The sequence below is a fragment of the Pseudomonas sp. Pseusp10 genome (assembly GCF_059492225.1).
The window spans coordinates 5,486,652-5,512,311 of the sequence record NZ_CP168528.1 but is presented as its reverse complement, the minus strand read 5'-3'; the positions used below and the strand labels follow the sequence as shown (position 1 = coordinate 5,512,311).

General features: G+C 58.9%; 20 protein-coding genes and 4 tRNA genes. 15 read left to right on the top strand and 9 right to left on the bottom strand.

Annotated elements, in window-relative coordinates:
* Positions 1-138 precede the first annotated feature (138 nt).
* From ltaE to ACEN8Z_RS25090, 7 genes are all read left to right on the top strand, one after another.
* Positions 139-1,143, top strand: coding sequence for a low-specificity L-threonine aldolase (gene ltaE / locus ACEN8Z_RS25120; RefSeq protein ID WP_495596009.1), 1,005 nt, complete (start codon positions 139-141; stop codon positions 1,141-1,143).
* 146 nt (positions 1,144-1,289) lie between these two features.
* Positions 1,290-3,911, top strand: coding sequence for an alanine--tRNA ligase (alaS, locus tag ACEN8Z_RS25115; RefSeq protein WP_495596008.1), 2,622 nt, complete (start codon positions 1,290-1,292; stop codon positions 3,909-3,911).
* Between the two features lie 91 nt (positions 3,912-4,002).
* A complete protein-coding gene (locus ACEN8Z_RS25110; protein WP_007971040.1) occupies positions 4,003-5,244 on the top strand; it encodes an aspartate kinase in 1,242 nt (413 codons plus the stop codon).
* 188 nt (positions 5,245-5,432) lie between these two features.
* A complete protein-coding gene (csrA, locus tag ACEN8Z_RS25105; protein ID WP_002554426.1) occupies positions 5,433-5,621 on the top strand; it encodes a carbon storage regulator CsrA in 189 nt (62 codons plus the stop codon).
* Positions 5,622-5,683: 62 nt separating this feature from the next.
* Positions 5,684-5,774, top strand: a tRNA-Ser gene (locus ACEN8Z_RS25100).
* A gap of 107 nt (positions 5,775-5,881) precedes the next feature.
* A tRNA-Arg gene (locus ACEN8Z_RS25095) sits at positions 5,882-5,958 on the top strand.
* Between the two features lie 72 nt (positions 5,959-6,030).
* Positions 6,031-6,107 (top strand) — tRNA-Arg (locus ACEN8Z_RS25090).
* 19 nt (positions 6,108-6,126) lie between these two features.
* Here ACEN8Z_RS25090 and ACEN8Z_RS25085 read toward each other — a convergent pair.
* The gene (locus tag ACEN8Z_RS25085; RefSeq protein WP_495598192.1) at positions 6,127-6,645 is read right to left on the bottom strand and encodes a cell envelope protein SmpA; all 519 of its coding nucleotides are present in this window, start codon (positions 6,643-6,645) and stop codon (positions 6,127-6,129) included.
* A 321-nt stretch (positions 6,646-6,966) separates the two neighbouring features.
* Between ACEN8Z_RS25085 and mgtE the strand changes: the two genes are divergently transcribed.
* The gene (gene mgtE / locus ACEN8Z_RS25080) at positions 6,967-8,409 is read left to right on the top strand and encodes a magnesium transporter (protein WP_007971042.1); all 1,443 of its coding nucleotides are present in this window, start codon (positions 6,967-6,969) and stop codon (positions 8,407-8,409) included.
* A 521-nt stretch (positions 8,410-8,930) separates the two neighbouring features.
* Here mgtE and ACEN8Z_RS25075 read toward each other — a convergent pair.
* Complete coding sequence (locus ACEN8Z_RS25075; RefSeq protein WP_003178899.1) at positions 8,931-9,257, bottom strand: Arc family DNA-binding protein; 327 nt, start codon at positions 9,255-9,257, stop codon at positions 8,931-8,933.
* A gap of 109 nt (positions 9,258-9,366) precedes the next feature.
* On the opposite strand from ACEN8Z_RS25075, the gene ACEN8Z_RS25070 reads away from it, so the two are divergent.
* Positions 9,367-9,576, top strand: a complete 210-nt coding sequence (locus ACEN8Z_RS25070; protein ID WP_495598208.1) for a hypothetical protein — start codon at positions 9,367-9,369, stop codon at positions 9,574-9,576.
* Positions 9,577-9,667: 91 nt separating this feature from the next.
* Here ACEN8Z_RS25070 and ACEN8Z_RS25065 read toward each other — a convergent pair whose 3' ends face one another.
* Complete coding sequence (locus ACEN8Z_RS25065) at positions 9,668-9,847, bottom strand: PA3371 family protein (RefSeq protein ID WP_008004211.1); 180 nt, start codon at positions 9,845-9,847, stop codon at positions 9,668-9,670.
* 23 nt (positions 9,848-9,870) lie between these two features.
* Positions 9,871-10,092, bottom strand: a complete 222-nt coding sequence (locus ACEN8Z_RS25060) for a hypothetical protein (protein WP_495596007.1) — start codon at positions 10,090-10,092, stop codon at positions 9,871-9,873.
* Between the two features lie 291 nt (positions 10,093-10,383).
* Here ACEN8Z_RS25060 and ACEN8Z_RS25055 point away from each other — a divergent pair.
* Together ACEN8Z_RS25055 and ACEN8Z_RS25050 are read left to right on the top strand one after the other, a co-directional pair.
* Positions 10,384-10,460, top strand: a tRNA-Arg gene (locus ACEN8Z_RS25055).
* 750 nt (positions 10,461-11,210) lie between these two features.
* Entirely contained in the window at positions 11,211-16,727 is a 5,517-nt protein-coding gene (locus tag ACEN8Z_RS25050) for a DUF5801 repeats-in-toxin domain-containing protein (RefSeq protein WP_495598191.1), read from the top strand.
* 293 nt (positions 16,728-17,020) lie between these two features.
* Here the strand turns inward: ACEN8Z_RS25050 and ACEN8Z_RS25045 are convergent, their stop codons facing one another.
* Positions 17,021-17,734 carry a response regulator transcription factor gene (locus ACEN8Z_RS25045; protein ID WP_495598190.1) on the bottom strand — a complete coding sequence of 238 codons (714 nt, stop codon included), beginning with the start codon at positions 17,732-17,734 and terminating at the stop codon, positions 17,021-17,023.
* Positions 17,734-17,997: a hypothetical protein gene (locus ACEN8Z_RS25040; RefSeq protein WP_495596006.1), complete on the bottom strand. Its 264-nt coding sequence runs from the start codon at positions 17,995-17,997 to the stop codon at positions 17,734-17,736. The genes ACEN8Z_RS25045 and ACEN8Z_RS25040 overlap by 1 nt, the downstream gene beginning before the upstream one ends.
* 595 nt (positions 17,998-18,592) lie before the next feature.
* Between ACEN8Z_RS25040 and ACEN8Z_RS25035 the strand changes: the two genes are divergently transcribed.
* The 4 genes from ACEN8Z_RS25035 (at position 18,593) to ACEN8Z_RS25020 (ending at position 23,785) form a co-directional block, all read left to right on the top strand.
* Positions 18,593-20,197 carry a response regulator gene (locus ACEN8Z_RS25035; RefSeq protein ID WP_495596005.1) on the top strand — a complete coding sequence of 535 codons (1,605 nt, stop codon included), beginning with the start codon at positions 18,593-18,595 and terminating at the stop codon, positions 20,195-20,197.
* Entirely contained in the window at positions 20,194-20,886 is a 693-nt protein-coding gene (locus ACEN8Z_RS25030) for a sensor histidine kinase (RefSeq protein WP_495596004.1), read from the top strand. The genes ACEN8Z_RS25035 and ACEN8Z_RS25030 overlap by 4 nt, the downstream gene beginning before the upstream one ends.
* A 201-nt stretch (positions 20,887-21,087) precedes the next feature.
* The gene (locus ACEN8Z_RS25025) at positions 21,088-22,332 is read left to right on the top strand and encodes a glutamine synthetase family protein (RefSeq protein WP_495598189.1); all 1,245 of its coding nucleotides are present in this window, start codon (positions 21,088-21,090) and stop codon (positions 22,330-22,332) included.
* 70 nt (positions 22,333-22,402) lie between these two features.
* Positions 22,403-23,785, top strand: a complete 1,383-nt coding sequence (locus ACEN8Z_RS25020; RefSeq protein WP_495596003.1) for an MFS transporter — start codon at positions 22,403-22,405, stop codon at positions 23,783-23,785.
* Positions 23,786-23,848: 63 nt separating this feature from the next.
* Here ACEN8Z_RS25020 and ACEN8Z_RS25015 read toward each other — a convergent pair whose 3' ends face one another.
* The 3 genes from ACEN8Z_RS25015 to flgM all read right to left on the bottom strand — a co-directional run bounded on the left by ACEN8Z_RS25015 (position 23,849) and on the right by flgM (position 25,531).
* A complete protein-coding gene (locus ACEN8Z_RS25015; protein ID WP_007994895.1) occupies positions 23,849-24,595 on the bottom strand; it encodes a flagellar brake protein in 747 nt (248 codons plus the stop codon).
* A gap of 93 nt (positions 24,596-24,688) precedes the next feature.
* Entirely contained in the window at positions 24,689-25,156 is a 468-nt protein-coding gene (locus ACEN8Z_RS25010; RefSeq protein WP_495596002.1) for a flagella synthesis protein FlgN, read from the bottom strand.
* A 48-nt stretch (positions 25,157-25,204) separates the two neighbouring features.
* Positions 25,205-25,531 (bottom strand): flagellar biosynthesis anti-sigma factor FlgM, encoded by a 327-nt coding sequence (flgM, locus tag ACEN8Z_RS25005; RefSeq protein WP_007994591.1) that lies wholly within the window; start codon positions 25,529-25,531, stop codon positions 25,205-25,207.
* Positions 25,532-25,660: the final 129 nt, after the last annotated feature.

The window sequence follows — 25,660 nt, the reverse complement described above, 5'->3', positions numbered from 1 at the left end:
GGCCCCTTTTGGATGATTGTCATCGACTTTTCCGTTGGTTTAATCGGCCTTTTCCTGCGCAAGGGTTGATTAATCGTCGTCATGCCCGCAGTAATTCCTTCATGAAAGGGATTTCCCCTGCTAACCGAGGCCAGATTCATGAGTGTTATCGATCTTCGCAGCGACACCGTCACCCAACCCTCCGCCGGCATGCTCGACGCGATGGCCAAGGCCTCCACCGGTGATGACGTGTATGGCGAAGACCCGACGGTCAATCATCTGGAGGCTGAGCTGGCCACGCGCCTGGGTTTCGCCGCGGCGCTGTTCGTGCCGACGGGCACCATGAGCAACCTGTTGGGTTTGATGGCCCACTGCGAACGCGGTGACGAGTACATCGTTGGCCAGCAGGCTCACACTTATAAGTACGAAGGTGGCGGCGCAGCGGTGCTCGGTTCGATCCAGCCGCAGCCGCTGGAAGTACAGGCCGATGGTTCGCTGGATCTGGCGCAGGTCGCTGCTGCCATCAAACCGGATGATTTCCATTTCGCCCGCACCCGTTTGCTGGCGCTGGAAAACACCATGCAAGGCAAAGTCCTGCCGCTGGAATACCTGGCCCGGGCGCGCAGTTTTACCCGCGAACATGGCTTGCAACTGCACCTGGACGGCGCACGCCTGTACAACGCAGCAGTGAAGCTGGGTGTCGATGCCCGGGATATTACCCAACATTTCGATTCCGTCTCGGTGTGCCTGTCCAAAGGGCTGGGCGCACCGGTCGGTTCGGTGCTGTGCGGCTCGGCCGAGCTGATCGGCAAGGCCCGGCGCCTGCGCAAGATGGTCGGAGGTGGCATGCGTCAGGCCGGGATTCTCGCGGCGGCAGGCCTGTATGCACTGGATCACAACGTAGAGCGCCTGGCCGATGACCATGCCAATGCACAATTACTGGCCGAAGGCCTGCGTGCAGCGGGCTTCGAGGTCGAGCCGGTACAGACCAACATGGTTTATGTGCAGATGGGCGACAAGGCTGAGGCCATCAAGGCCTTTGCTGCCGAGCGCGGGATCAAGCTCAGCGCCGCCGCGCGTCTGCGCATGGTCACGCACATGGACGTCAGCCGGGCGCAAATCGAGCAAGTCGTCGCGACATTCGTCGACTTTTCTGGCAAGTGACGGCGTTAACCGTCTAAATGAGTGTTTGCAACGTACAAACACACTGTACCTAGTCACTAACGCCGATATAATGCGGCCCTTTGCCGTCGCTTCGTCTGTTGACGTTTCGAACAGGCCTTTGGCCGCAGTCTCCGTGGAAGAACCTAATGAAAAGCGCAGAAATCCGTGAAGCCTTCCTTCGCTTCTTCGAAGAGCAAGGCCACACTCGTGTAGCCTCCAGCTCTTTGATTCCGGGCAACGACCCAACCCTGCTGTTCACCAACGCGGGGATGAACCAGTTCAAGGACTGCTTCCTGGGCCAGGAAAAGCGCGCGTACACCCGCGCGGTCAGCAGCCAGAAATGCGTGCGCGCCGGCGGCAAGCACAACGACCTGGAAAACGTCGGTTATACCGCCCGTCACCACACCTTCTTCGAAATGCTGGGTAACTTCAGCTTCGGCGATTATTTCAAGCGTGATGCCATCAGCTACGCCTGGAACTTCCTGACTTCCGACAAGTGGCTGAACCTGCCGAAGGAAAAGCTCTGGGTCACTGTTTACGCCAGCGATGACGAGGCGTACGACATCTGGACCAAGGAAATCGGGGTTCCGGCCGAGCGTATGGTGCGCATCGGCGACAACAAGGGCGCACCTTACGCCTCCGACAACTTCTGGACCATGGGCGATACCGGCCCGTGCGGCCCTTGCACCGAGATCTTCTATGATCACGGCGCCGACATCTGGGGTGGCCCACCGGGTTCGCCGGAAGAAGACGGCGACCGTTACATCGAAATCTGGAACAACGTGTTCATGCAGTTCAACCGCACCGCCGATGGCGTGTTGCATCCGCTGCCAGCGCCGTCGGTCGACACCGGCATGGGCCTGGAGCGGATCAGTGCCGTGCTGCAGCACGTTCACTCGAACTATGAAATCGACCTGTTCCAGAGCCTGCTGAAAGCTTCGGCCAAGGCCATCGGTTGCACCAACGATGCCCAGGCTTCGCTGAAAGTGGTGGCCGACCACATCCGTTCCTGCGGTTTCCTGATCGCCGACGGCGTGCTTCCGTCCAACGAAGGCCGCGGCTACGTGCTGCGCCGGATCATCCGTCGCGCCTGCCGTCACGGCAACAAGCTGGGTGCCAAGGGCAGCTTCTTCTACCAGATCGTTGCGGCCCTGGTTGCCGAGATGGGTGAAGCCTTCCCAGAGCTGAAATCCCAGCAGGCGCACATCGAGCGCGTGCTGAAAGCTGAAGAAGAACAGTTCGCCAAGACCCTGGAGCAAGGCCTGAAGATCCTCGAGCAGGATCTGGCTGAACTCAAAGGCGACGTGGTGCCGGGCGACGTGGTGTTCAAGCTCTACGATACCTACGGCTTCCCGATGGACCTGACCGGTGACATCGCTCGCGAGCGCAGCCTGACCATTGATGAAGAAGGTTTCGAGCGTGAAATGGAAGCCCAGCGCGTCCGTGCCCGCTCCGCCAGTTCCTTCGGCATGGACTACAACAGCCTGGTCAAGGTCGATGTGGACACCGAATTCACCGGTTACACCGCTCACAGCGGTTCCGCCAAGATCGTTGCGCTCTATAAAGACGGGCAATCGGTTGACGTACTGAGCGAAGGCGAAGAGGGCGTGATCGTCCTCGATAAGACGCCGTTCTATGCGGAGTCCGGTGGTCAGATTGGTGATTGCGGTTTCCTGCAGGCTGGCGCTGCACGTTTCGACGTGCGCGACACCACCAAGACCGGTGGTGCGTTCCTGCACCACGGCGTGCTGGATTCGGGCAGCCTGATCGTAGGTACTCCGGTGGAGACTCATGTCGATGCCGAAGTGCGTCACGCGACTTCGCTGAACCACTCGGCTACTCACTTGCTGCACGCTGCATTGCGCCAGGTACTGGGCGACCACGTCCAGCAGAAAGGTTCGTTGGTCGACAGTCAGCGCCTGCGCTTTGACTTCAGCCATTTTGAAGCGATCAAGCCTGAGCAACTCAAAGCGCTGGAAGACATCGTCAACGCCGAGATTCGCAAGAATTCCGAAGTTGAAACCGAAGAAACCGATATCGAAACCGCCAAGCAAAAAGGCGCCATGGCGCTGTTCGGCGAGAAGTACGGCGATAGCGTGCGCGTACTGAGCATGGGCGATTTCTCCGTCGAGCTGTGCGGCGGTATCCACGCCAACCGTACCGGCGACATCGGCCTGCTGAAAATCATCAGCGAAGGCGGTGTGGCATCGGGTGTGCGTCGTATTGAAGCCGTCACCGGTGCTGTGGCACTGGCCTACTTGAACGCGGCGGAAGAACAACTCAAGGAAGCGGCCAGCCTGGTCAAGGGCAGCCGCGATAACCTGATCGACAAGCTGTCGGCTGTGCTGGAGCGCAACCGTCTGCTGGAGAAGCAACTCGAGCAGTTGCAAGCCAAGGCTGCCAGTGCCGCAGGCGACGATCTGTCGGCCCAGGCGCTGGACGTCAAGGACGTGAAAGTGCTGGCCGTGCGTCTGGACGGTCAGGATGGCAAGGCGCTGCTGGCGCTGGTCGATCAACTGAAAAACAAACTCGGCCGCGCAGTGATCCTGCTCGGCAGTGTCCATGAGGAAAAGGTCGTTCTGGTTGCAGGCGTAACCAAAGACCTGACTGGCCAACTCAAAGCCGGTGATTTGATGAAGCAAGCCGCTGCGGCAGTGGGCGGGAAGGGCGGTGGTCGTCCAGACATGGCGCAAGGCGGCGGTACCGACGCTGGCGCACTGGATGCGGCACTGGCCCTGACCGTTCCGTTTGTAGAGCAGGGTCTATAAGGCAGTACTTGCGGCTCGTAGTCTAGTGGCGGGCCGCAATGCTGTTTGAGTGATTATTTGGGCGCCCTTCATGGGCAGAGGCGGCTTTGAAATGGCTTTGATCGTACAGAAATTTGGAGGCACCTCGGTCGGCACTGTCGAGAGAATCGAGCAGGTCGCCGACAAGGTTAAGAAATTCCGCGATGCCGGCGATGACCTGGTGGTTGTGCTGTCTGCAATGAGCGGCGAAACCAACCGTCTGATCGATCTGGCCAAGCAAATCAGTGGCGACGGTCAACCGGTTCCGCGCGAGCTGGACGTGATCGTTTCCACCGGTGAGCAGGTAACGATTGCCCTGTTGGCCATGGCGCTGATCAAGCGTGGCGTGCCGGCGGTGTCGTACACCGGCAACCAGGTGCGGATTCTGACGGATAGCGCGCACAATAAAGCGCGTATCTTGCAGATTGATGACCAGAAGATTCGCGGTGACCTGAAGGCAGGTCGTGTGGTGGTTGTCGCCGGTTTCCAGGGCGTCGACGAACACGGCAATATCACCACCCTCGGTCGTGGCGGTTCCGACACCACCGGCGTGGCGCTGGCGGCAGCCCTGAAGGCTGACGAATGCCAGATCTACACCGACGTCGACGGCGTCTACACCACTGACCCTCGTGTGGTGTCCGTGGCTCAGCGCCTGGACAAGATCACCTTCGAAGAGATGCTGGAAATGGCCAGCCTCGGTTCCAAGGTGTTGCAGATCCGCGCGGTCGAGTTCGCCGGCAAGTACAACGTTCCGCTGCGCGTACTGCACAGCTTCAAGGAGGGTCCGGGCACCCTCATTACTATTGATGAAGAGGAAACCATGGAACAGCCGATCATTTCCGGTATCGCTTTCAACCGCGATGAAGCCAAGCTGACCATCCGTGGCGTGCCAGACATCCCGGGCGTTGCATTCAAGATTCTCGGCCCGATCAGTGCCGCGAACATCGAAGTCGACATGATCGTGCAGAACGTCGCGCACGATAACACCACCGACTTCACCTTCACCGTGCACCGCAACGACTACCAGGCGGCGCAAGCCGTGCTGGAAAAAACCGCTGGCGAGCTGGGTGCCCGTGAGGTCGTGGGCGACACCAAGATCGCCAAGGTGTCGATCGTTGGCGTTGGCATGCGTTCTCACGCAGGTGTGGCCAGCCGCATGTTCGAATCCCTGGCCAAGGAAAGCATCAACATCCAGATGATCTCGACTTCGGAAATCAAAGTCTCCGTAGTGATCGAAGAGAAGTACCTGGAACTGGCTGTGCGCGCTCTGCACACAGCTTTCGAACTGGACGCGCCGGCCCGCCAGGGCGAGTGATGCGTTTGCCAAAAGGCGCGGTCTGACCGCGCCTTTTGTTTTTTTGAATGGCGGGGCTCCCGAGCCTGTTCTTTTGCTCGCGCTAGTCAATACTCAGGCATGTAGGGCTGCGACCGCTCCGGTTGTGGGTCGAGTGCCTTTTTTTTGCAGACTGTTGTCCCTGAAATGAAATGCGTGAGGAGAAAGGTATGCTGATTCTGACTCGTCGGTGCGCAGAAAGCCTGATTATCGGTGATGGCGAAATCACCGTGACCGTGCTCGGCGTCAAAGGAAATCAAGTGCGCATCGGTGTTAATGCTCCCAAAGAGGTGGCTGTTCACCGGGAAGAAATTTACCTGCGTATCAAGAAAGAGAAGGACGAAGAACCAAGCCATTAATTTTTATCGTTTTTTATGTTTGCAAACGGGGAAGAAGCTGGTTAATATACGCCCCGTGTTGCGGAGAGCTGGCCGAGTGGCCGAAGGCGCTCCCCTGCTAAGGGAGTACACCTCAAAAGGGTGTCGGGGGTTCGAATCCCCCGTTCTCCGCCATTATTTGCGTAGTACGTTGTAATCTGGCTTTTTCGGTAAGTTGTTGAAATTACTAGAAAAAGTGTTTGACATAGAGATTAGACGGCCTATAATGCGCGGCAACAAATGCACTCGTAGCTCAGCTGGATAGAGTACTCGGCTACGAACCGAGCGGTCACAGGTTCGAATCCTGTCGAGTGCACCATTTAAGAGTTAGTTACAGCAATGTAAGTGACTTGGCTCCAACCAGTTGTGATCTGGTCTAAAAACACAAACTGCACTCGTAGCTCAGCTGGATAGAGTACTCGGCTACGAACCGAGCGGTCACAGGTTCGAATCCTGTCGAGTGCACCATACAACAGAAAGCCCGCATTTAATGCGGGCTTTTTGCCGTCCGGGATTTGGCTTTTCCTTTCGTGCATCCCCTCTCGTCGAACTCCACCTGTGCGCTGCGACCTCGCAGGGTGTTGTAACGATAGCTCGTGGCTGAATTGCGAATACTGATCTTGTCTGGCTTGCCGAGGGCGCTTTCGACGTCTTGCTGGCTCATGCCGGCGAGTACTCGCTGATTGATGATTGCTTCCCGGCGCTCCCTGGCACTGATCAGGTTTCCACATTTGTCCTGCGTCTGGCCGACCACGGTCGGCTCTCTCCTTTTGATTTTCATGCCTGATGTTTCATGGGCTTCGGCTTCCGGCATAAGCGCCATCGTGCTGCCAGGTGTAAAGGTACGGACATCCTGAAGTGAAACGTTTTCTCCTGCGGCACAGCTCAGCGTGGTGAAGGTAATGCGCCCATTGGCCGCCTCGCAGCGGTGAACGGTGGCGGCGAGCGCCAGGGGCAGGGGGCTGAGCAGGCTGAGCAGTAAAAGGAGTGGTGGAATTGATGGCATCAGGCGTCCTCCATGACGTTGCTTTTCAAGGGTAGTGGCTACAATTTTCGAAGGGGGGTGTGTTTTCTTTTCAGAATGCGTCGTCGCATTTTCATGGATCAGGACGATGCTCAAGTTTGTTGTGCAAGCGCTTGTTTCAGCCAAGATTTTTTAACGTTTAAAACCGTCAGGCGGTGTATCATTGCGCCCGTCAGCCCCGCCGGGGCTTGTGGAATATCTCCATGGACTTACCCAGTAGTTACTCAGTACCCCGTTTTACCAATCATGAATTGACTGATTGATCCTTCCGGCGTGCCCCGCTGCTGGGAGTGGAGTTCGCCTATGTCCGAAGTTGAAGTAAAGAAAACGCAGGAAAGCTTGCAGGATCGCCTGGCTCAGGTGGTTGAATTGCTGCAGCGCCAGCGAGTAGTAGAAGACCTGACTCACCGCCAGGAAGGCCCGCATCATGACCGGGTCGAGAACCTGGTCCACCGGCAGAACCTTGTCGAGTTGCAACGCAAGCTCGATGACCTGCACTCCGCCGATGTCGCCTACATCCTTGAAGCCTTGCCGCTGGACGATCGTCTGACGCTCTGGCAACTGGTCAAGGCCGATCGCGACGGCGACATCCTTCTTGAAGTATCCGATTCGGTCCGTGAATCGCTGATTGCCGACATGGACGATCACGAGCTCCTGGCAGCGGCCAAGGACATGGATGCCGACGAACTCGCTGACCTGGCCTCCGAGCTGCCGCGAGACGTCGTCCATGAGCTCATGGAGACCCTCGATCAGCAACAACGCGAGCGCGTGCGTTCGGCACTGTCCTACGATGAGGAACAGGTCGGTGCGTTGATGGACTTCGAGATGGTGACCATCCGCGAGGATGTCAGCCTTGAAGTGGTCTTGCGTTATCTGCGCCGTCTCAAGGAATTGCCGGGCCATACCGACAAACTGTTCGTGGTCGATTACGACGGCGTCCTCAAGGGCGTGTTGCCGATCAAGCGTTTGCTGGTCAACGATCCGGACAAACAGGTTTCCGAGGTGATGGCCAGCGATCCGGTGAGTTTTCACCCGGACGAAGACGCCTACGATGCCGCCCAGGCGTTTGAACGTTACGACTTGATCTCCGCACCCGTGGTCGACAAGAACGGCAAGCTGATCGGCCGTCTGACCATCGATGAAATGGTCGACCTGATCCGTGAAGAGAGCGAAAGCGAAGTTCTCAACATGGCGGGTCTGCGTGAAGAAGAAGATATTTTTGCGTCGGTCTGGAAATCCCTGCGTAACCGTTGGGCCTGGTTGGCGATCAACCTGATTACCGCGTTCGTGGCTTCCCGGGTCATCGGTTTGTTTGAAGGTTCGATCGAGAAGCTTGTGGCGCTTGCGGCTTTGATGCCGATCGTTGCAGGGATCGGTGGTAACTCGGGCAACCAGACCATCACCATGATTGTTCGGGCCATGGCGCTGGACCAGGTGAGCACCGGCAATACCTCGCGTCTGATGCGCAAAGAGTTGGCGGTAGCGCTGATCAACGGTGTGATCTGGGGCGGGGTGATCGGTGTGGTTGCCTACCTGCTCTATGGCAGCTGGTCTCTTGGCGTGGTGATGACCGCCGCGATGACGCTCAACCTGTTGCTGGCGGCATTGATGGGGGTCTTGATTCCGATGACCCTGGCGAAGATGGGGCGCGATCCGGCAATGGGTGCCAGTGTGATGATCACGGCCATGACCGACAGCGGAGGCTTTTTCATCTTCCTTGGGCTGGCGACAATCTTCCTGCTCTGATGTCCTGCTCACTGAAAACCCGCCTATTGGCGGGTTTTTTGTGCCCGGATTTCAGGCAAAAAAAGGTTCTTCGCGCAATCCCGGGAAACTGTAGGAGCCAGCCTGCTGGCGATGGACTCAAGTGCACCGCGTTTATCCAGTTCACACGCGTTATCGTTAACGACCATCGCTGGCAAGCCAGCTCCTACAGGGGGGGGGGCGTCTGTAGGAGCCAGCCTGCTGGCGATGGACTCAAGTGCGCCGCGTTCATCCAGTTCAAACACGTTATCGTTAACGACCATCGCCAGCAGGCTGGCTCCTACAAGGGGTCGTGCCCACGTTCAAGCCGGTGGTTCAGGCAATCCCGGGAAACTGTAGGAGCCAGCTTGCTGGCGATGGACTCAAGTGCGCCGCGTTTATCCAGTTCACCCGGGTCATCGTTAACGACCATCGCCAGCACAAGGGGGCGTGCCCATGCTCAGGCCAGTGAAATAACCAAAAAAAAAGCCAGCGATCAGGCTGGCTCGAGCTTTCTGGCTGAATCAGGACGCGTCGGCGGCCATTTCAGCGTCATGAGCGATCAGCGAAACCAGGGCATTCTGCTGTCGATGGGAGAGTTGGCGGAAGCGTTGCAGCAGCTCCCGTTCGTGCAAGGAAAGCTCCGGGCTGTCCAAGCGCATGCTCAACTCTTCTCCCAGTGCGCCTTCCTGAATGAGACTCTGCTCAAGGCGCGCAATGATTTCGGAGTTCATGCTGCGATGATGATTGCGAGCCACCTCGGCAATGCGTTCACGCATTCCGTCTGGCAGACGTACGACGAACTTGTCAGCCGTACGGCTGGAATAAATTGCCTGTTTCAATGGGCGCATATATTTAACCGGTTAGTTCAGGGGAGCGGTTTCGGGATTGGCCGCAGGATGTCTGGTAGGACAAGCGCTCTGACCAAATGTTCAACCTGAATTGATAGAGGCGCGCATCATGCCTCAAGCAAGCCAGATCCTTGGCGTCAATTCTGTGACAAATATTGAACTGTATAAAGGCTTTCTGCCAGCACCAATTATCAGAAATGCAGACTGGTTTGAAAAGTTCGACCGGGCCGTATCGCTTGGCGCTTTCTCCGCCCGACGAAGGTTTCTGATGGGCAGCAAAAGCGGACTCGATCCCTGCTCCTTGCCTTTTACAGAATAGTGGCAAATGGCCGATTTACTAGGGGAGGTCGTATTGAGGGGGAAATTCAGGATGGATGGCAGAGCCTTGCGCCAGATCTGCCATACCCGGATTAACGTAGCACCGGATCAAATTTGATCTTGCGCCCGGCTATCAATGCGAGCACGAACAGCGCGGTGAATACACCACAGGCGATCAAGGGGAGGGTGACGATCATGTCCTGGGTCAATGACAGATGAAAAATGCCACTCAACAAGGCGAGGATGAAGAAACTCGCGGCTGATCTGGACATGCAGTGCTCCTGGTGGGGGTCATTCAAAATATCAAGCGTTCGGCAGACAGAGCCGGCACCAGGATGTTTTCCTGGCTGACAAAGCTGTGCTGGTCGCTCATCACTGCCAGTTGTGGCGCCTTCTGCAACTGAAGGTAATGCGGCATTCGCTGGGCAACCTGCGTGGCACCGCTCTCGGGGGTAAAGTAAAAACCCGGCAAAACCGTCAGGGCGATTGCATTCGAGAGTAAAAGGGCGCTGTTCATGGCGCGGGCCTCGGTTGTTCTGTGAGAACAGTAGACGCAGCTCGCATGCCAGAGTCTATCGGCAATTAAATTCTTTAAAAACAATGAATTAAGTTATTTTTGGTAAAGCTCCATATTGCATTTTGCAATGATGGCTTTTTGCACTGATGCAATTTGCGCGGTAAACAAGTCCGCGCCCGGCCAAGGCGACTGCCTACACTTAAAAAGCCATACGGACGACATGACAAAAGCCAGCCCGGCCGTTAACATGCACGCCGTCCATCGCACCGCGTTTCGTCGCGGTCAACTTGTGTCTCAGTAGCTCAATTGGATAGAGCATCCCCCTCCTAAGGGGAAGGTTGGCAGTTCGAACCTGCCCTGGGACACCATATTTTGCAGCCCCCCCCCCTGTTTCAACGCTTCATTTTCACGACTTGTAGACAAAGTTCGACAAACTCAGGTGCCTGGGATTTATCGAATCCATCAACTCTACTTTCGCGACTTTCCGTCTCCCCTCCAAATAGTCTGAAACTCCCAGCCCGCCTGGGAGTATCGGCCGATGTGCATCCTCCGGTGCCTGTTCATAGTTGTGACCAATAGAACCGAAAATGGTCCAAGGTCGACCTCCGATGACTGGACCCGCTCAGGAGAAAGTCATGACTATGCGCAAGAAAACTTCATCGCCAACGAGTGACCTGACCAATAACGCCGATGCCCATCTTTCACCCGTCAGCCACGACTGGACTTTTACCTATGTAAGCGATCCACCCCGTCCATACACTCCGTTCGTCACCACCGACCTTAAAGACTACGCACCCGGCAGCACCGCCATGATCACGGCCAGCGGTTTCGCCGCCGGCAGCACCGTGACGCTCGAAGTGGACCACGCCATCGGTGCCGGCGCGGATGGTGTGTGGGGTACGTCCGACGACGTGCTCGATACCAACACCGGCGAGGGGCATGAGCCCTGGTCCGTGACCGACGGCGGTGCTGGCGATCTCGACGGCCAGGTCAACGGCAGCGTCACCACCTCCTGGTACGTGAATCCCGACGACTCGGCAGGCGCAACGTTTCTACTCACTGCGGCCTCTGCGGGCGCCGATGGTGTGGTCGGCACCGGTGACGACGCGGTGGCGACAATGTCGTTTACGGACAGCGTTTTGGGCGTCGTGGCGACCGGCGAGGACGTTACGCTGGATGAAACGGCCGGGTTGCAGAACAGCACTGCCACTCCAGGCCCTGCGGGGGACGCTGACGACAACGACATTCTGGTGGCGTCCCTGCCCTCGATCTTCTCTACCCGTTTGACTGCACTGGGGGCCGGTACCGCAACGGGTGCGGCCTTGAGCGGCTATACCGGTGCCGTGGGCAACACCGGCAGCAATGCATTCACCATCACCGCTGACCCCGGAGCAAGCATTACCGATATCAGCTTCGTCGGTGTCTCTGGCGCACCGCTCAATGGCGTGGACAGCGGACTGGTTACCCTCGAAGGCACCAGCATCCTTCTCTATACGGATACGAACAACAACATCGTCGTGGGCCGAGCCGGAAGCGCAACCGGTGCGATCGTGTTCGCTGCCTATATTGAAGAAACCGGATCGCCGGTCACGGGCGGCAAGATCTGGACCGTGGAGTACCAACCGCTCAAGCATCCCGATATGACGAACGCCGATGATTCACTCAATCTGCTGAACAAGGTTTTCATCGGAGCCAGTCAGGACATGGAATTCAGTCTGGCCAATGCGCCCTCCGGTCAGAACCTCTTCTTGATGTTCACGAAGGCGAACCCGACTGTTTTCAACGACGGTGGTGTGTTGCGGATCACGGATCCCACGATTATCGCCACCGGCAAGGACCCCGCTGATCAGTCAAGCGGCGCCAATATAACGACTGGCGACACGATCAATACCAGTCAGGCGGGGGGGCCGACCACCTTCGGCACCAACAATCAGATGATTGTGGAGCAAGAGGGCATCCGCTTTTCGTTTGTCACGGGTGCCAGGCAGAATGTGACCATTCCCAACCTGGACCAGAACGAAGCCGATGTAGAATCCAACGTCGATTTTACCGGCGTCTTCAATGCGAAATCGGCCAGTTTCGATGTCGTGCAGTTGCAAAGCGGCAAGAGTGCGGTGGTAAGAGTCAGCGCATTCAGCACCGCTGCTGAGCCTGGCGCGAATTTCATCAATGGGTATGCGAATGATGCGTCGGTGGCCATCACCAATGTTCGCGTCTTCAACAGTACCGGGCAGGTGATCGAGAATTCAAACGGCTCGGTGAATGATCCGGCCATCACCATCAGCTTTGCAGCAGGGGTTGCAACAATCACCGGCGTTAAAGCCGGCTACCAGATTGAATACTCCACTACGTCGGACCACAACCGCGTGCTCGTCGAGAACGGGGCGGCCGTCACTGCCAAGGGCAATGAGCACGCCGATTTTGATATCGGTGGTTTCACGCTGGTCCAGGCCTCTATTTCGAAAACCGAAATCGGCTCCAGGATCATCTTCGACGACGACGGGCCGAGCATCAGCACTACCGGCACGGAGCCGACGCTGACGGTGGACGAGACGGTACTGGCGACCAACGCTACCCAGAGCTTTGCCGCCAACTTCAACTCGGCGTTTGGCGCCGATGGTGCTGGCACGCTGACCTATGCGTTGGGCGTGGTGGCGGGGGCCTCCGGGCTGACGGATACGGCCTCGGGCGAGGCGGTGAACCTGTCGCTCAATGGCACCGTGGTCGAAGGGCGTACGGCCCTCAGCGGCCTGCTGGTGTTCACGGTCAGCGTCGCCGCCAATGGCAGTGTCACGCTCGACCAGCTCCGGGCCGTGGTGCATCCCAACGCCAGCAATCCGGATGATTCGACGAGCCTGACCTCGGACAACCTGGTGACGCTGACAGCCACCAAGACCGACAAGGACGGCGACAGTGCCCAGGCGACCCTCAACATTGGACAGAACCTGGTGTTCAAGGACGACGGGCCGAACATCAATACCACCGGCGTGGAGCCGACGCTGACGGTGGACGAGACAGTACTGGGCACCGACGCCAACCAGAGCTTTGCCGCCAGCTTCAATTCGGCGTTTGGCGCCGATGATGCGGGCACGCTGACCTATGCGCTGGGCGTGGTGGCGGGAGCCTCCGGGCTGACCGACACGGCCACGGGCCATGCGGTGATCCTGTCGCTCAACGGCACCGTGGTCGAAGGCCGCACGGCCACGAGTGATCTGCTGGTGTTCACGGTCAGCGTGGCCGCCAATGGCAGCGTCACGCTCGACCAACTCCGGGCTGTGGTGCATCCAGACGCCAGCAATCCCGATGATTCGACGAGCCTGACCTCGGACAACCTGGTGACGCTGACAGCGACCATTACCGACAAGGACGGCGACAGTGCCCAGGCAACCCTCAACATTGGACAGAACCTGGTGTTCAAGGACGACGGGCCGAGTATCACCACCACCGGCACGGAGCCAACGCTGACGGTGGACGAGACGGTGCTGGCGACCGACGCGACCCAGAGCTTCGCCGCCAACTTCAATTCGGCGTTTGGCGCCGATGGTGCCGGCACCCTGACCTACGCGCTGGGCGTGGTGGCCGGAGCTTCCGGGCTGACCGACACGGCCACGGGCCATGCGGTGATCCTGTCGCTCAACGGCACCGTGGTCGAAGGCCGCACGGCCACGAGTGATCTGCTGGTGTTCACGGTCAGCGTGGCCGCCAATGGCAGTGTCACGCTCGACCAACTCCGGGCGGTGGTGCATCCCGACGCAACCAATCCGGATGATTCGACGAGCCTGACCGCGGACAACCTGGTGACGCTGACGGCAACCAAGACCGACAAGGACGGCGACAGCGCCCAGGCGACGCTGAACATCGGGCAGAACCTGGTGTTCAAGGACGACGGACCGAGCATCAACACTACCGGCGCAGAACCGACGCTGACGGTGGACGAGACGATACTGGCGACCAACGCTATCCAGAGCTTTGCCGCCAACTTCAACTCGGCGTTTGGCGCCGATGGGGCTGGCGCCCTGACCTATGTGCTGGGCGTGGTGGCCGGAGCCTCCGGCCTGACCGACACGGCCTCGGGCGAGGCGGTGAACCTGTCGCTCAATGGCGCCGTGGTGGAAGGGCGTACGGCCCTCAGCAGCCTGCTGGTGTTCACGGTCAGCGTGGCCGCCAATGGTAGTGTCACGCTTGACCAGCTCCGGGCCGTGGTGCATCCCGACGCCACCAATCCCGATGATTCGACGAGTCTGACCGCGGACAACCTGGTGACGCTGACGGCAACCAAGACCGACAAGGACGGCGACAGCGCCCAGGCGACGCTGAACATCGGGCAGAACCTGGTGTTCAAGGATGACGGACCGAGCATCAACACTACCGGCGCAGAACCGACGCTGACGGTGGACGAGACGATACTGGCGACCAACGCTATCCAGAGCTTTGCCGCCAACTTCAACTCGGCGTTTGGCGCCGATGGGGCTGGCGCCCTGACCTATGTGCTGGGCGTGGTGGCCGGAGCCTCCGGCCTGACCGACACGGCCACGGGCGAGGCGGTGAACCTGTCGCTCAATGGCGCCGTGGTGGAAGGGCGTACGGCCCTCAGCAGTCTGCTGGTGTTCACGGTCAGCGTGGCCGCCAATGGTAGTGTCACGCTTGACCAGCTCCGGGCCGTGGTGCATCCCGACACCAGCAATCCCGATGACTCGACGAGCCTGACCTCGGACAACCTGGTGACGCTGACCGCGACCATTACCGACAAGGAGGGCGACAGCGCCCAGGCGACGCTGAACATCGGGCAGAACCTGGTGTTCAAGGACGACGGACCGAGCATCACCACCACCGGGGTGGAACCGACACTGACAGTGGACGAGACGATACTGGCGACCAACGCTACCCAGAGTTTCGCGGCCAACTTCAATTCGGCGTTTGGCGCCGATGATGCCGGCACCCTGACCTATGCGCTGGGCGTGGTGGCGGGAGCCTCCGGGCTGACGGACACGGCCTCGGGCGAGGCGGTGAACCTGTCGCTCAACGGCACCGTGGTCGAAGGCCGTACAGCCACGGGCAACCTGCTGGTGTTCACGGTCGGTGTCGCCGCCAATGGCAGCGTCACGCTCGACCAGCTCCGGGCCGTGGTGCATCCCGACGCCAGCAATCCGGATGATTCGACGAGCCTGACCGCGGACAACCTGGTGACGTTGACCGCGACCAAGACCGACAGGGACGGCGACAGCGCCCTGGCGACGCTGAATATCGGGCAGTACCTGGTGTTCAAGGACGACGGCCCGGCACTCACTTTCGGCAATCTGATCGGGACCGGTAGCGTCCTTGCGCAATCCGGGTTCTGGAATATGGCGACGGGAGCCGACGGGCTGGGTGCGGCCGGTCTGGATATTTCGTTGGTCAATAACCAGTTCACCCTCATCAGGCCAGACAACACGACCACGACCGGGACCGGCACGCTCAACGAGCTGTCGCCATCACCGGATATCAATGGCGCGTACCACTTCGCAGGAACGCTGACCGGTGATTTCGACAACAACGCCGCAACGGCGAATACCACCGTCGACTACACATTGACCGCCTATGCCGATGGTCGCTATGCACTGGATCTGGTGCAAGGCTTCATTTCGACGATAGTGCTCAGCAGTGCCAATGGCTCGCTCGCTGCCGGTGGCCCGGATTCGGTGCGCACGTTGTTAATTCCGCAGACGAGTAACCCGGCCATTCCTTCGACATCCGAGGAGATTGTGTTCTTTTCCGCGAAGGCGCTTGCGTCGACTGCGGACATCCTGAGCGGCATCGGGCTCGGAGCACCCGACCCGACCGAAGCCGCGCTACAGACCAACCCCCTGCCATCGTACATAGACCCGGCGGCCATGAACGTCAGCACGTCCGGCATCGGCGTCGCCAATAACCTGTTCCAGGGCGATAACCTGGCGGCAATCAGCGCCGCCGATGAAAGTTTCGTCATCAATCCAGAGAGTCTGCTGACGGGAATGAAGGTGTTCATCGACAACTCGGTGGCGGGTTACAACACGGCGACCGAGGACCTGTACTACAGGATCTACTACGCGGATGGCACGTTCTCGAACCGCGTCGAGGTGAACACCGTGACGCCGGAGGCTGGCGGGCAGGTGTCCTTCCTCGTCCAGAAGGAGGGTACGGTACTGATCGACGCTGTCCAGCTGACGATGGGCCGGGGCGATGTCAAGATTCCGGTGATCCAGTTCATTCAGCAGAGCGAGAGTCTGGCCAGCGATGTCCAGTTGGCGTTCAGCGCGACGCTGACGGACAAGGATGGGGACTCGGCGACGAGTACGTTTGCCGCCAACCTGTTCGCCAACGACCCGGCCAACGCATCCTTCGACTTCTCGCTGGTTGGCACGATCGGTAAGCAGGATGCGTTCAACATCGATCTGTCAGTCAATGAGAACCTGTACCAGGTTACCGGCTTCGATGTGGGCTCAGGCGTGCAAGACAAGCTGGTGCTTAACGGCGACCCGAATGCCGTTGTCCAATCGATCAACAACACCGGCGCAGACAGCGTCGTGACGGTTGCCGAGTCTGGCGGACAAACAACGACCATCACCTTGGTCGGGGTCGATGTTCAGAGTACCGACATCTTTTTTGGCAGTGCTTGAGGTTTTGCGCGCGTGAACGGATGCGAGGGTGGCCCAGGAAATCACCCTCGCATTCTTTTTGCGGTTCTGACACGAGATCGGCATGATCGCATCCGCTGTGAACTGGCGAGCAGCACAAGGCTTAAAGAGCGCGGCGGGGTAGATACAGGTTAACGCAGCAGGATATACCGAGAACCACATCAGCATTCCGGTCACCCTGTTCCAGGCTACCGACAGGAATGGCGACACGGTGATGGCCTACCCCCCCCTTTTTTTGAAAGTGAGGGGCAGACCGTCTTGTATTGACTTGAAATTCAATCCAGTTCCACCCAGGTGGAGGGTGGTGCTTCGTTGTTGGTAAGCCCGTGTTTCAGTGCATACATCAGCAAGTCGATGCGGTTGATGAGATTGAGCTTTTGATAGATGTTGCTGAGGTGGTTGTGCACAGTGTGCTCGCTGATCCCCAGGCGTCCGGCAATGCTCACATATTTGGCGGACGGTTCGCCCACGATGGCGCGAATCAGTTCTCTCTCGCGTAGCGTCAACCGCGCCTGTTTCGCCTGCTCCCGATTGCATTTCAAGGGTATATGCCCGGCCGCGGTATAGCCGGCAAGGCCGCCAGCCCAGGCTCTATCCATTGCGAAGTCGCTATGATGGACCTTGAGGATGGCCTGGATAATCGATTCCGTCGGGTCTTCCGCCAGCACGATGCCACGAGCGCCAGCCTCTATCGCCTGGGCCGCGGGGACGGCTTCGTACAGGCCCTTGAGCAGCAGCACTTTCATTTCGGCGCTACGGGTGAGTCCCGCGACGACCTCCAGAGGATTCAGTGCATCCGGAAAGAAACTGAAAAAAATGACATTGGGCCGCAACTGATCGGCAAGATTCAGCGCATTGGTGTAGGTGGTGGCCTGGCCTGTCACTTCCATTCGGGGCTTTCTGGAGTCAATCAAGTCGTGAAGGCCCTTGAGCACGAGGGGGCGACAATCGATCAACATCACGCCTATTGGCTTTTCCTGGTCAGTCATCATCTTCCTGACCCCCTTGAAAAACCAACGATGGCCTCCACCCGCCGGCCTTCCTGGGTCAGCAACTTGCTCACTGGGTCGCCGTGATTGAAGGACAGATTTGAACGCCGGGAGGCCGTGATGGTGCCCGCCCAGGCATCGGCAACCAGCGGCCCCGGGGTCGTTTCCATCAACAGCGCCGGCAGGAGGGGCGAACGTTTCCAAAAGGCAGGCAAAGCTCGAGAGAGTAAATAAATACGAATAATGATCAACAGAATACGCATGATGATGTGCTCCCGCATGCCTCTCAACGGAGTCTAGGTCAGCCCGGAGCGCTGCCATCCTGACCATCCGTCAGTCCTCGATAAAAGCCCCGTGCGGGTAGGCCTGGCTGATGATTTCAAGGAAGGGGGTAACCCTCGAAAATCAAGGTATTAGACTCGCCACAGTTGGCATGCAACCAAAGTCTGATCCTGATCAAAATCGTCAATTAACCGACAAATGGTGTGCAGTTAGGAGGGCTAACTTCGACTTAGTCAATTTGTCGGCGAAACCTGCCTGGCCGAGCCACCTGCAAGCCGGAGCTTGAAGAAATCAGTGAGCAGCACTGGCCGCTCTCGTTTTCAGTAACGCTTTCACATATTCAGCGTGAGCGTTGGGGGAGGTTCTCAAGGGAATGCCATGGCTGGCCGATAACCCGGACAGTTACCCGCTTCTTCGTCTCTCGCGGTCGATGCATGTACTGATTGGCGATGAGAAGGCGTTTGCTGGCTAAGGGCTACCAGCTATCATCTGCGCGCCAAATCAAGGGCTGCGAAGCTGAGTCCGTCTGTGTATTTGCCTTTGGGTTCTTCTTCTTAAATTGCCTGGAAATCTTCGATGCTGTCGTATCACCAAAAGCGTTTTCTGATCGTCGATGATTTCTCGGACTTCCGCAGTTCGGTTCGCTCGATGCTGCGTGAACTGGGCGTCAAGGAAGTGGACACTGCCGATACCGGCGAACAGGCGCTGAAAATGTGTTCGCAGAAGCAGTACGACTTCATCCTGCAGGACTTTCATCTGGGCGACGGCAAGAAGAATGGCCAGCAGGTGCTCGAAGACCTGATGGAAGAAAAGCTGATCAGCCATGAAGCGGTGTTCGTCATGGTCACCGCCGAAACCAGCCAGGCCATGGTGCTCAGTGCGCTGGAGCATGAGCCCGATGCCTATCTGACCAAGCCGTTCAACCGTTCCAGCCTGGCCCAGCGCCTGGAGCGCCTGGAGCAGCGCAAGACCCTGCTCAAGCCGATCCTGCAGGCCCTCGATCGCGGCAAGCCGATGGAGGTGCTCAACGCCTGCATCGCCCTGTGCAAGCAAGACATCCGCTATTCGCCACTGTGCCTGCGCTATCGCGCCGATGCCCTGCGCGACCTCAATCAGAACGAAGCGCTGGAGCGGCTGTACGACGGCATCATCGCCGACCGTCCATTGCCATGGGCGTTTGCCGGGTTGGGCAAGTTGCTGTTCAAGCGCGGTCAGATCGGGCAGGCCAAAGGCATTTACGAAAAAGCCCTGAAGGTTTTCCCGATGATGCCGTCGTTGTATGACGGCATGGCCGACGTACTGGTCGCCGAAGGGGACACCAAGGGTGCACAGCGCGTTCTCGAAGAAGCGATTCGCCTGTCGCCGCTGGCGGTGCGCCGGCAAGCGTTGCTAGGCAAGCTGGCAATGACCAACGAGGACTTCGATACCGCTTCCAAAGCCTATCGTCAGGCTGTAGCCCAAGGCGCGCAGTCACGTTTCAAGGATCCTGAAAGTAACCTCGGCCTGGCTCACGCCTTGATCAGCAAGGGCAGCGCCAGGGGGCTGGATACCCGCACCCGACTGGAAATCAATACCACGCTGAGCGCAGTGGCCAAGGACAACCCTGGCGACCCTGGCCTGCAAATTCGTGCGCGCTTGATGAAGGCCACCAGTCTGCTGATCAACGATGCGGAAACGGCTGACAAGCTCACCGAGCAAGCCTTGTTGCGCCTCGATGGCATGGAGCAATTCATGAGCGCCGAAGCGGCTTTGCTGGTGGCCAAGCAACTGAAAATGCTCGGGCAGACCGAGGCCGGCACCGCGATGCTGAAAAACTGCGTGGAAATCTACGGCGACGATCCGACGGTCATGAAGGACATCGCCAAGCAGACCGACGACCCGACCATCCTCAACTCCGGCAACGCCGCCGCGGAGCTCAACCGTCAGGGTGTACGTGTGTACAAGACCGGCAACCTGGTGGAGGCCCGCCAGGTATTCCGCAAAGCCCTGGCGATGCAACCGAAGAACATCAGTATCGCCCTGAACATGGCGCAGTCTTTGTTGCACGGCACCGATACCGGCGTTCCTTCGGCGGAGCTGGAAGAATGCCGGGCCTGCCTGAAAATGGTCGGCCTGATGCCCGATACCGACGCGCGTTATCCGCGTTACCAGAAGCTGAAAAGCAAGGCGTTTGGCCAATGAACGACAACGAACAGGCACTGGATTTCTCCACGGTGATCGCCTCTACCGTGCACGACATGAAGAACTCGCTGGCCATGCTGATGCAGGCCCACAGCCAGTGGCTGGCGCGATTGCCGGAGTCTGCGCAGCAGGTGCCGGAGCAGGGCGTGATCGACTTCGAGTTCGCCCACCTCAACGGCATGCTGGTGCAGTTGCTGGGGCTGTACAAGCTCGGCGTCAACCAGATGCCGTTGCAGCCGGCCTACCATGAACTGGACGACTTCATCGAAGCGCAACTGGCTTGCCATCAGGAGGTGTTCGCCAGCCGCGGCATCATGGCCACCTATGAAGTGGATCCGCTGAGCCCTTTGGGTTTCTTCGATCGTGAGTTGATCGCGTCGGTATTGGCCAACTGCATCAACAACGCCATTCGCTTTGCACGGCATGCGGTTTTGATCAGTGTCAGCGACGAAGCCGGGCAACTGGTGTTGACCATCAATGACGATGGCGAAGGCTATCCGGCGCAGATGATCGAGCGTCAGGCCGATTACGTGCAGGGCATCAATCAGAGCACCGGCAGCACCGGGCTGGGCCTGTACTTTGCCGGGCGAATTGCCGCGCTGCATCAACGCAACGGCGTGGGCGGGCGCACTGAAATCAGCAATGGCGGTCCGTTGGGCGGTGGGGTGTTCCGCCTTTACCTGCCCTGAGAGGCAGCATATTTATCGACGCTGCTTGAAATTCTGAACACGCGGAGCCTATTTTGTACGGTCGCCGTTCGCGGCCCGCACAATAACAAGGATTGCGTCATGAGGACCGTTGGCCTGAGTTCACTCGCGCAGCGATTGACGGGCATTAATGAAGTTGAATGTGTCACGCCGGATTTGAACGGCGTACCACGGGGCAAAGTGATGACCTGCGAGGGCTTTCTCGACGGTCGACGTTTGCAGATGGCGCGGGGTGTGCTGCTGCAATGCATCATGGGCGGATACCCGCCAGCGCGGTTTTACGGCAGCGACGATGGCGACCTGGCGCTGATCCCGGACCCTGCGCAAATCCACCGCTTGCCCTGGAGCAATCCACCGCGGGCCTTCGCTATTTGCGATGCGGAGGAACTGGGCACCACCACCAGTTGCGGCCTGTCGACCCGTGGTCTGCTCAAAGCCGTGATTGCCCGTTACGCGGCCCGCGGCCTGGCGCCAGTCGTGGCGACCGAGCTCGAATTTTTTGTCTTCGCCCCCAACACCGATCCGACCCAGGCATTTCAGCCGCCACTGGGGCTGGACGGTCGTCGAGAGGATGGTCAGTCGGCGTTCAGCGTCAGCTCCAACAATGGGCTGTGCCCCTTCTTCAATGAAGTCTACGAATGCATGGCGGCGTTGGGCTTGCCTCGCGATACCTTCATGCACGAAATGGGCGTCAGTCAGTTCGAGATCAATCTGCTGCATGGTGATCCGCTGTTGCTGGCCGACCAGACGTTCCTGTTCAAGCACTTGCTCAAGGAGGTTGCCCTCAAGCACGGGCTGAGCGTGGTGTGCATGGCCAAGCCGTTGGCGCATACGCCGGGCAGTTCGATGCATATTCACCAGAGCGTCGTCGAGATCGATTCGGGACGTAACGTGTTCAGTGATGAGGCAGGGCAGGAGACGGCAACCTTCCACCATTTCATTGCCGGCCAGCAGGCTTGCATGGCCGACTTCACCGCGTTGTTTGCGCCGAACGTGAATTCCTATCAACGCTTGTGCCACCCTTACGCCTCACCGAATAATGCCTGCTGGTCCTATGACAACCGGGCGGCTGGCTTGCGCATTCCAGCCAGTTTGCCGGTGGCCCGTCGGGTCGAGAACCGCTTGCCGGGTGCCGACGCCAATCCGTATCTGGCACTTGCCGCAAGCCTGGCGGCGGGGTTACATGGCATCGAGAACGCGTTGGAGCCGAGCGCGCCGATCCAGGGTGAGTTCGAAGTACCGGAAAATCTTTCGTTGCCGTGTACCTTGCATGCGGCACTCGAGCGTCTGAAACGTAGCCAGTTGGCCAGGGAACTGTTGGGCACGGAATTCATCGAAGGCTACATCGCTTCGAAGACTCTGGAGCTGAGCAGTTTTTATGATGAAATTACTCCCTGGGAACGGCGTGTTTTAGCAGCCCAGGCCTGACGATCCGTCGACATCCGGCTATCGTTTAGCGGTAGCCGATTCTCACTGCAAGGAGCCGCTCGGAACGCCGATGCGCCAAATCTGGAAATCCTTTCGAGCGCTGTATTTCGCCTCGCTGATGATGTTGATCGGCTCGGGCCTGTTGAGTACTTACCTGGGCCTGCGCCTGGCGGCCGACCATGTCGACAGCCTGTGGGTGGGTGCGTTGATGGCCGCCAACTACTTCGGCCTGGTGCTGGGGGGCAAGATCGGTCACCGGTTGATTGCCCGGGTCGGGCATATCCGGGCCTATTCGGCTTGTGCCGGGATTGTCGGCGCGGCGGTGTTGGGCCATGGCCTGGTCGATTGGCTGCCGGCCTGGCTGTTCCTGCGGGTGATCGTCGGCCTCGGCATGATGTGCCAGTACATGGTGATCGAGAGCTGGCTGAACGAACAGGCCGAAGCCAGGCAGCGCGGGTTGGTGTTCAGCGGTTACATGATTGCCTCCTACCTGGGGCTGGTGATGGGGCAACTGATTCTGGTCATGCACCCCGCGCTGGGGCTGGAGCTGCTGATGCTGGTCGCTCTGTGTTTCGCCCTGTGTCTGGTGCCCGTGGCCCTGACCCGGCGGATCCACCCTGCACCGTTGCATCCGGCGCCGATGGAGCCACGGTTCTTTATCAAGCGCGTGCCGCAGTCATTGAGTACGGTGCTCGGGGCAGGCCTGATCGTGGGGTCGTTCTACGGTCTGGCGCCGCTGTATGCCTCGCAGCAAGGGTTGTCCACGGAACAGGTCGGCCTGTTCATGGGTAGCTGCATTTTTGCCGGGCTGCTGGTGCAGTGGCCGTTGGGCTGGTTGTCCGACCGCTACGACCGGGCGGTGTTGATCCGTAGTTTCGCGTTCAGCCTGGCACTGGCCGCGCTGCCGCTGGCGATCATGCCGCAGGTGCCGCTGGAGGTTCTGTTTCTCGCCGGTTTTGTCTGTTCGCTGGTGCAGTTCTGCCTGTATCCATTGGCGGTGGCGTTCTCCAATGACCACGTCGAAGGTGATCGCCGGGTGTCCCTGACGGCGATGTTGTTGGTGACCTATGGTGTGGGTGCGAGCATTGGGCCGCTGGTGGCCGGGGTGCTGATGAAGCTGTTCGGCAGCCAGATGCTCTATGCGTTTTTCAGCTTCTTTGCGTTGGTACTGGTGTGGCGAATTCGTCCGAAAGCGGTGACCAACCTGCACCAGGTGGAAGATGCGCCGCTGCATCACGTGGCCATGCCGGACAACATGACGAGTTCGCCGCTGGTAGCCTGCCTCGACCCGCGGGTCGATGAGCAGGTGGTGCAGGATCAGATGACCGGTCCGGTCGGTCACGGCCCGGAGCCAGAACCTGAATCCGAAGCCGAAGCTGCGCCTGAAGCCGATCAGCCGCCAGAAGACCCGGATACAGGACGAGATCCCAGCTTGAGCGAGGCCAGGCCTTAAATCCAGGGCACAAAAAAACGGGCAGTCACCGCAAGGGACTGCCCGTTTTTTATTGACGCTCTGTCAGAGGTCGTCTTTGTCGAAGCGACGCGCTTCGCGTTGCAACTGGTAGACGAAGCGTTCGACCTGACGCTGCACCAGCCCGCTCATGTTGTGGAAGCGAACGCCGGCGAAGGTGGTGGAGATCTTTTCTTCGAAGTGCAGATAACGCAACTCGACCGGCGCGGTCATCTTGCCGAAGGGCAGTTCGGCGCTGAAGCGGTCGTAGACCTGACCCAGTTGCAGGCTGCCGGTGATGTCGCCGTCGAAACGCAGTTTGCAGCCGGTAGCGGAAATATCCAGCAGTTTGCCGCTGATCGAAGTCTTGAGCTTTTCGCCGTCCAGGTTGACGTTGACCAGTTGTGCCAGCTTCAGCGCGGCGCGGAACGCATTACGACGCTGGTGGTACACCACTTCATCGGGCAGGCTGCCGCGGTAGCAACGGCTGCCGCCGGATTCGTCGATGGTCAATTGGCCGTTGCTTTCCCAGGCGATGCGCACGCCTTCGTGGAAGCCTTCGACCTTGAACGGTTCGCCCGCCAGCAGGTAGCGCTCGCCATCGCGGGGGATCATTTCGTCCAGGGCAATCATGTTGCTTTCACGGTCCAGCTCCACCAGATAGCTCTGGAAGCGCTGGCTGCGCTCGTGGAACGTGATGATCAGCGGGTCATGGCTTTCGAGCAGCTGGCGCAGGTTGCCGGAGATTTCCAAGGGCGTGGAGAGCACCTTGGGTGGCTGCGGAGCATCATCCACGGATAAGGCATTGGACACGGTTAATCAATCTCCAGACAAAATTTGACTACGGCTAGCCAGCATTTTGCCAGCATCTTTCGCGTCTTGGATAGAGCGGGCTCATCGACCGGCCTAAGCCTGACTGAGCGGGCGTGGCTTAGCAAGCTTGGAGAAGGTTCCACTGGCATCGTAAAGCGCCGGGGTTTCACCGCCGTTAAGGATTTTCAGCTGGGTGGCTGTAGCGGCTTGCTGAGTGAGGATCGACTGGCCGTTGTTGGCATTGATGGCCTGGCACTGGGCCAGGAGATCGCTCAGCACATCACTTTGCGCCAGCAACTGGTCACCGATGCTCGACTGGCTGGCCAGTTGCTCCAGACCGGTACGGTTGGTCGGCAGGTTGAGGCTGGCGAGAATTTCACTGCGCTTGCGGCCATGCTGTTCGAGCAGAACGACCAATGCCTGTTTCTGCGCCAGGATGCCCTCGAGCAATGGCATGTCGCGGCCATGCAAGGCGAGGGATTCGGTCTGCAGTAACTCCAGCAAGTGTTGCGCTGGAGCAAAGTCGTCGGTGATCAGTTGCAGTAAATGAGTGTCGTGCATGGCTGGCCTTGGGTTTTAAGCGTCCAAAAGCCTGGCGCCGGCGGTGGCCTAGCGCTGGGCTTCGAAGTTGAGCAGTTTGCTGGCTACACGGTTGCTGTCGACTTTATAGCTGCCATCGGCAATCGCTGCTTTCAACTCGGCCACGCGGGCTTTGTCGACGGCAGGCTGATCGCGCAGCTTGTCAGTGACCTTCTGCAACTGTTGAGCCTCATTGCTGAGATGTACCGATTCCCCGCTTTTGACGGTACCGGCCTGTTCGGCCGCGGACTCCAGCGGCGCGGATTTGTCGGCTTCGGCGCTTTCCTTGCTGGCGCTGGTACGTGTACTGCCCGTAAGGGACGAGGAGCTGTTCAAACGGCTGAAATCGATGACCATGATAAAAAACCTCTGGGAATTTGGACGCTTGCCATGGTTTCGGCCATTCCCTGGAAAACTTTAGGCTCATTTATCAATGAACCTCGCGCGCGTCAGCGCTTGCCCTGCATGGAGCACAGTCTAGGGAAC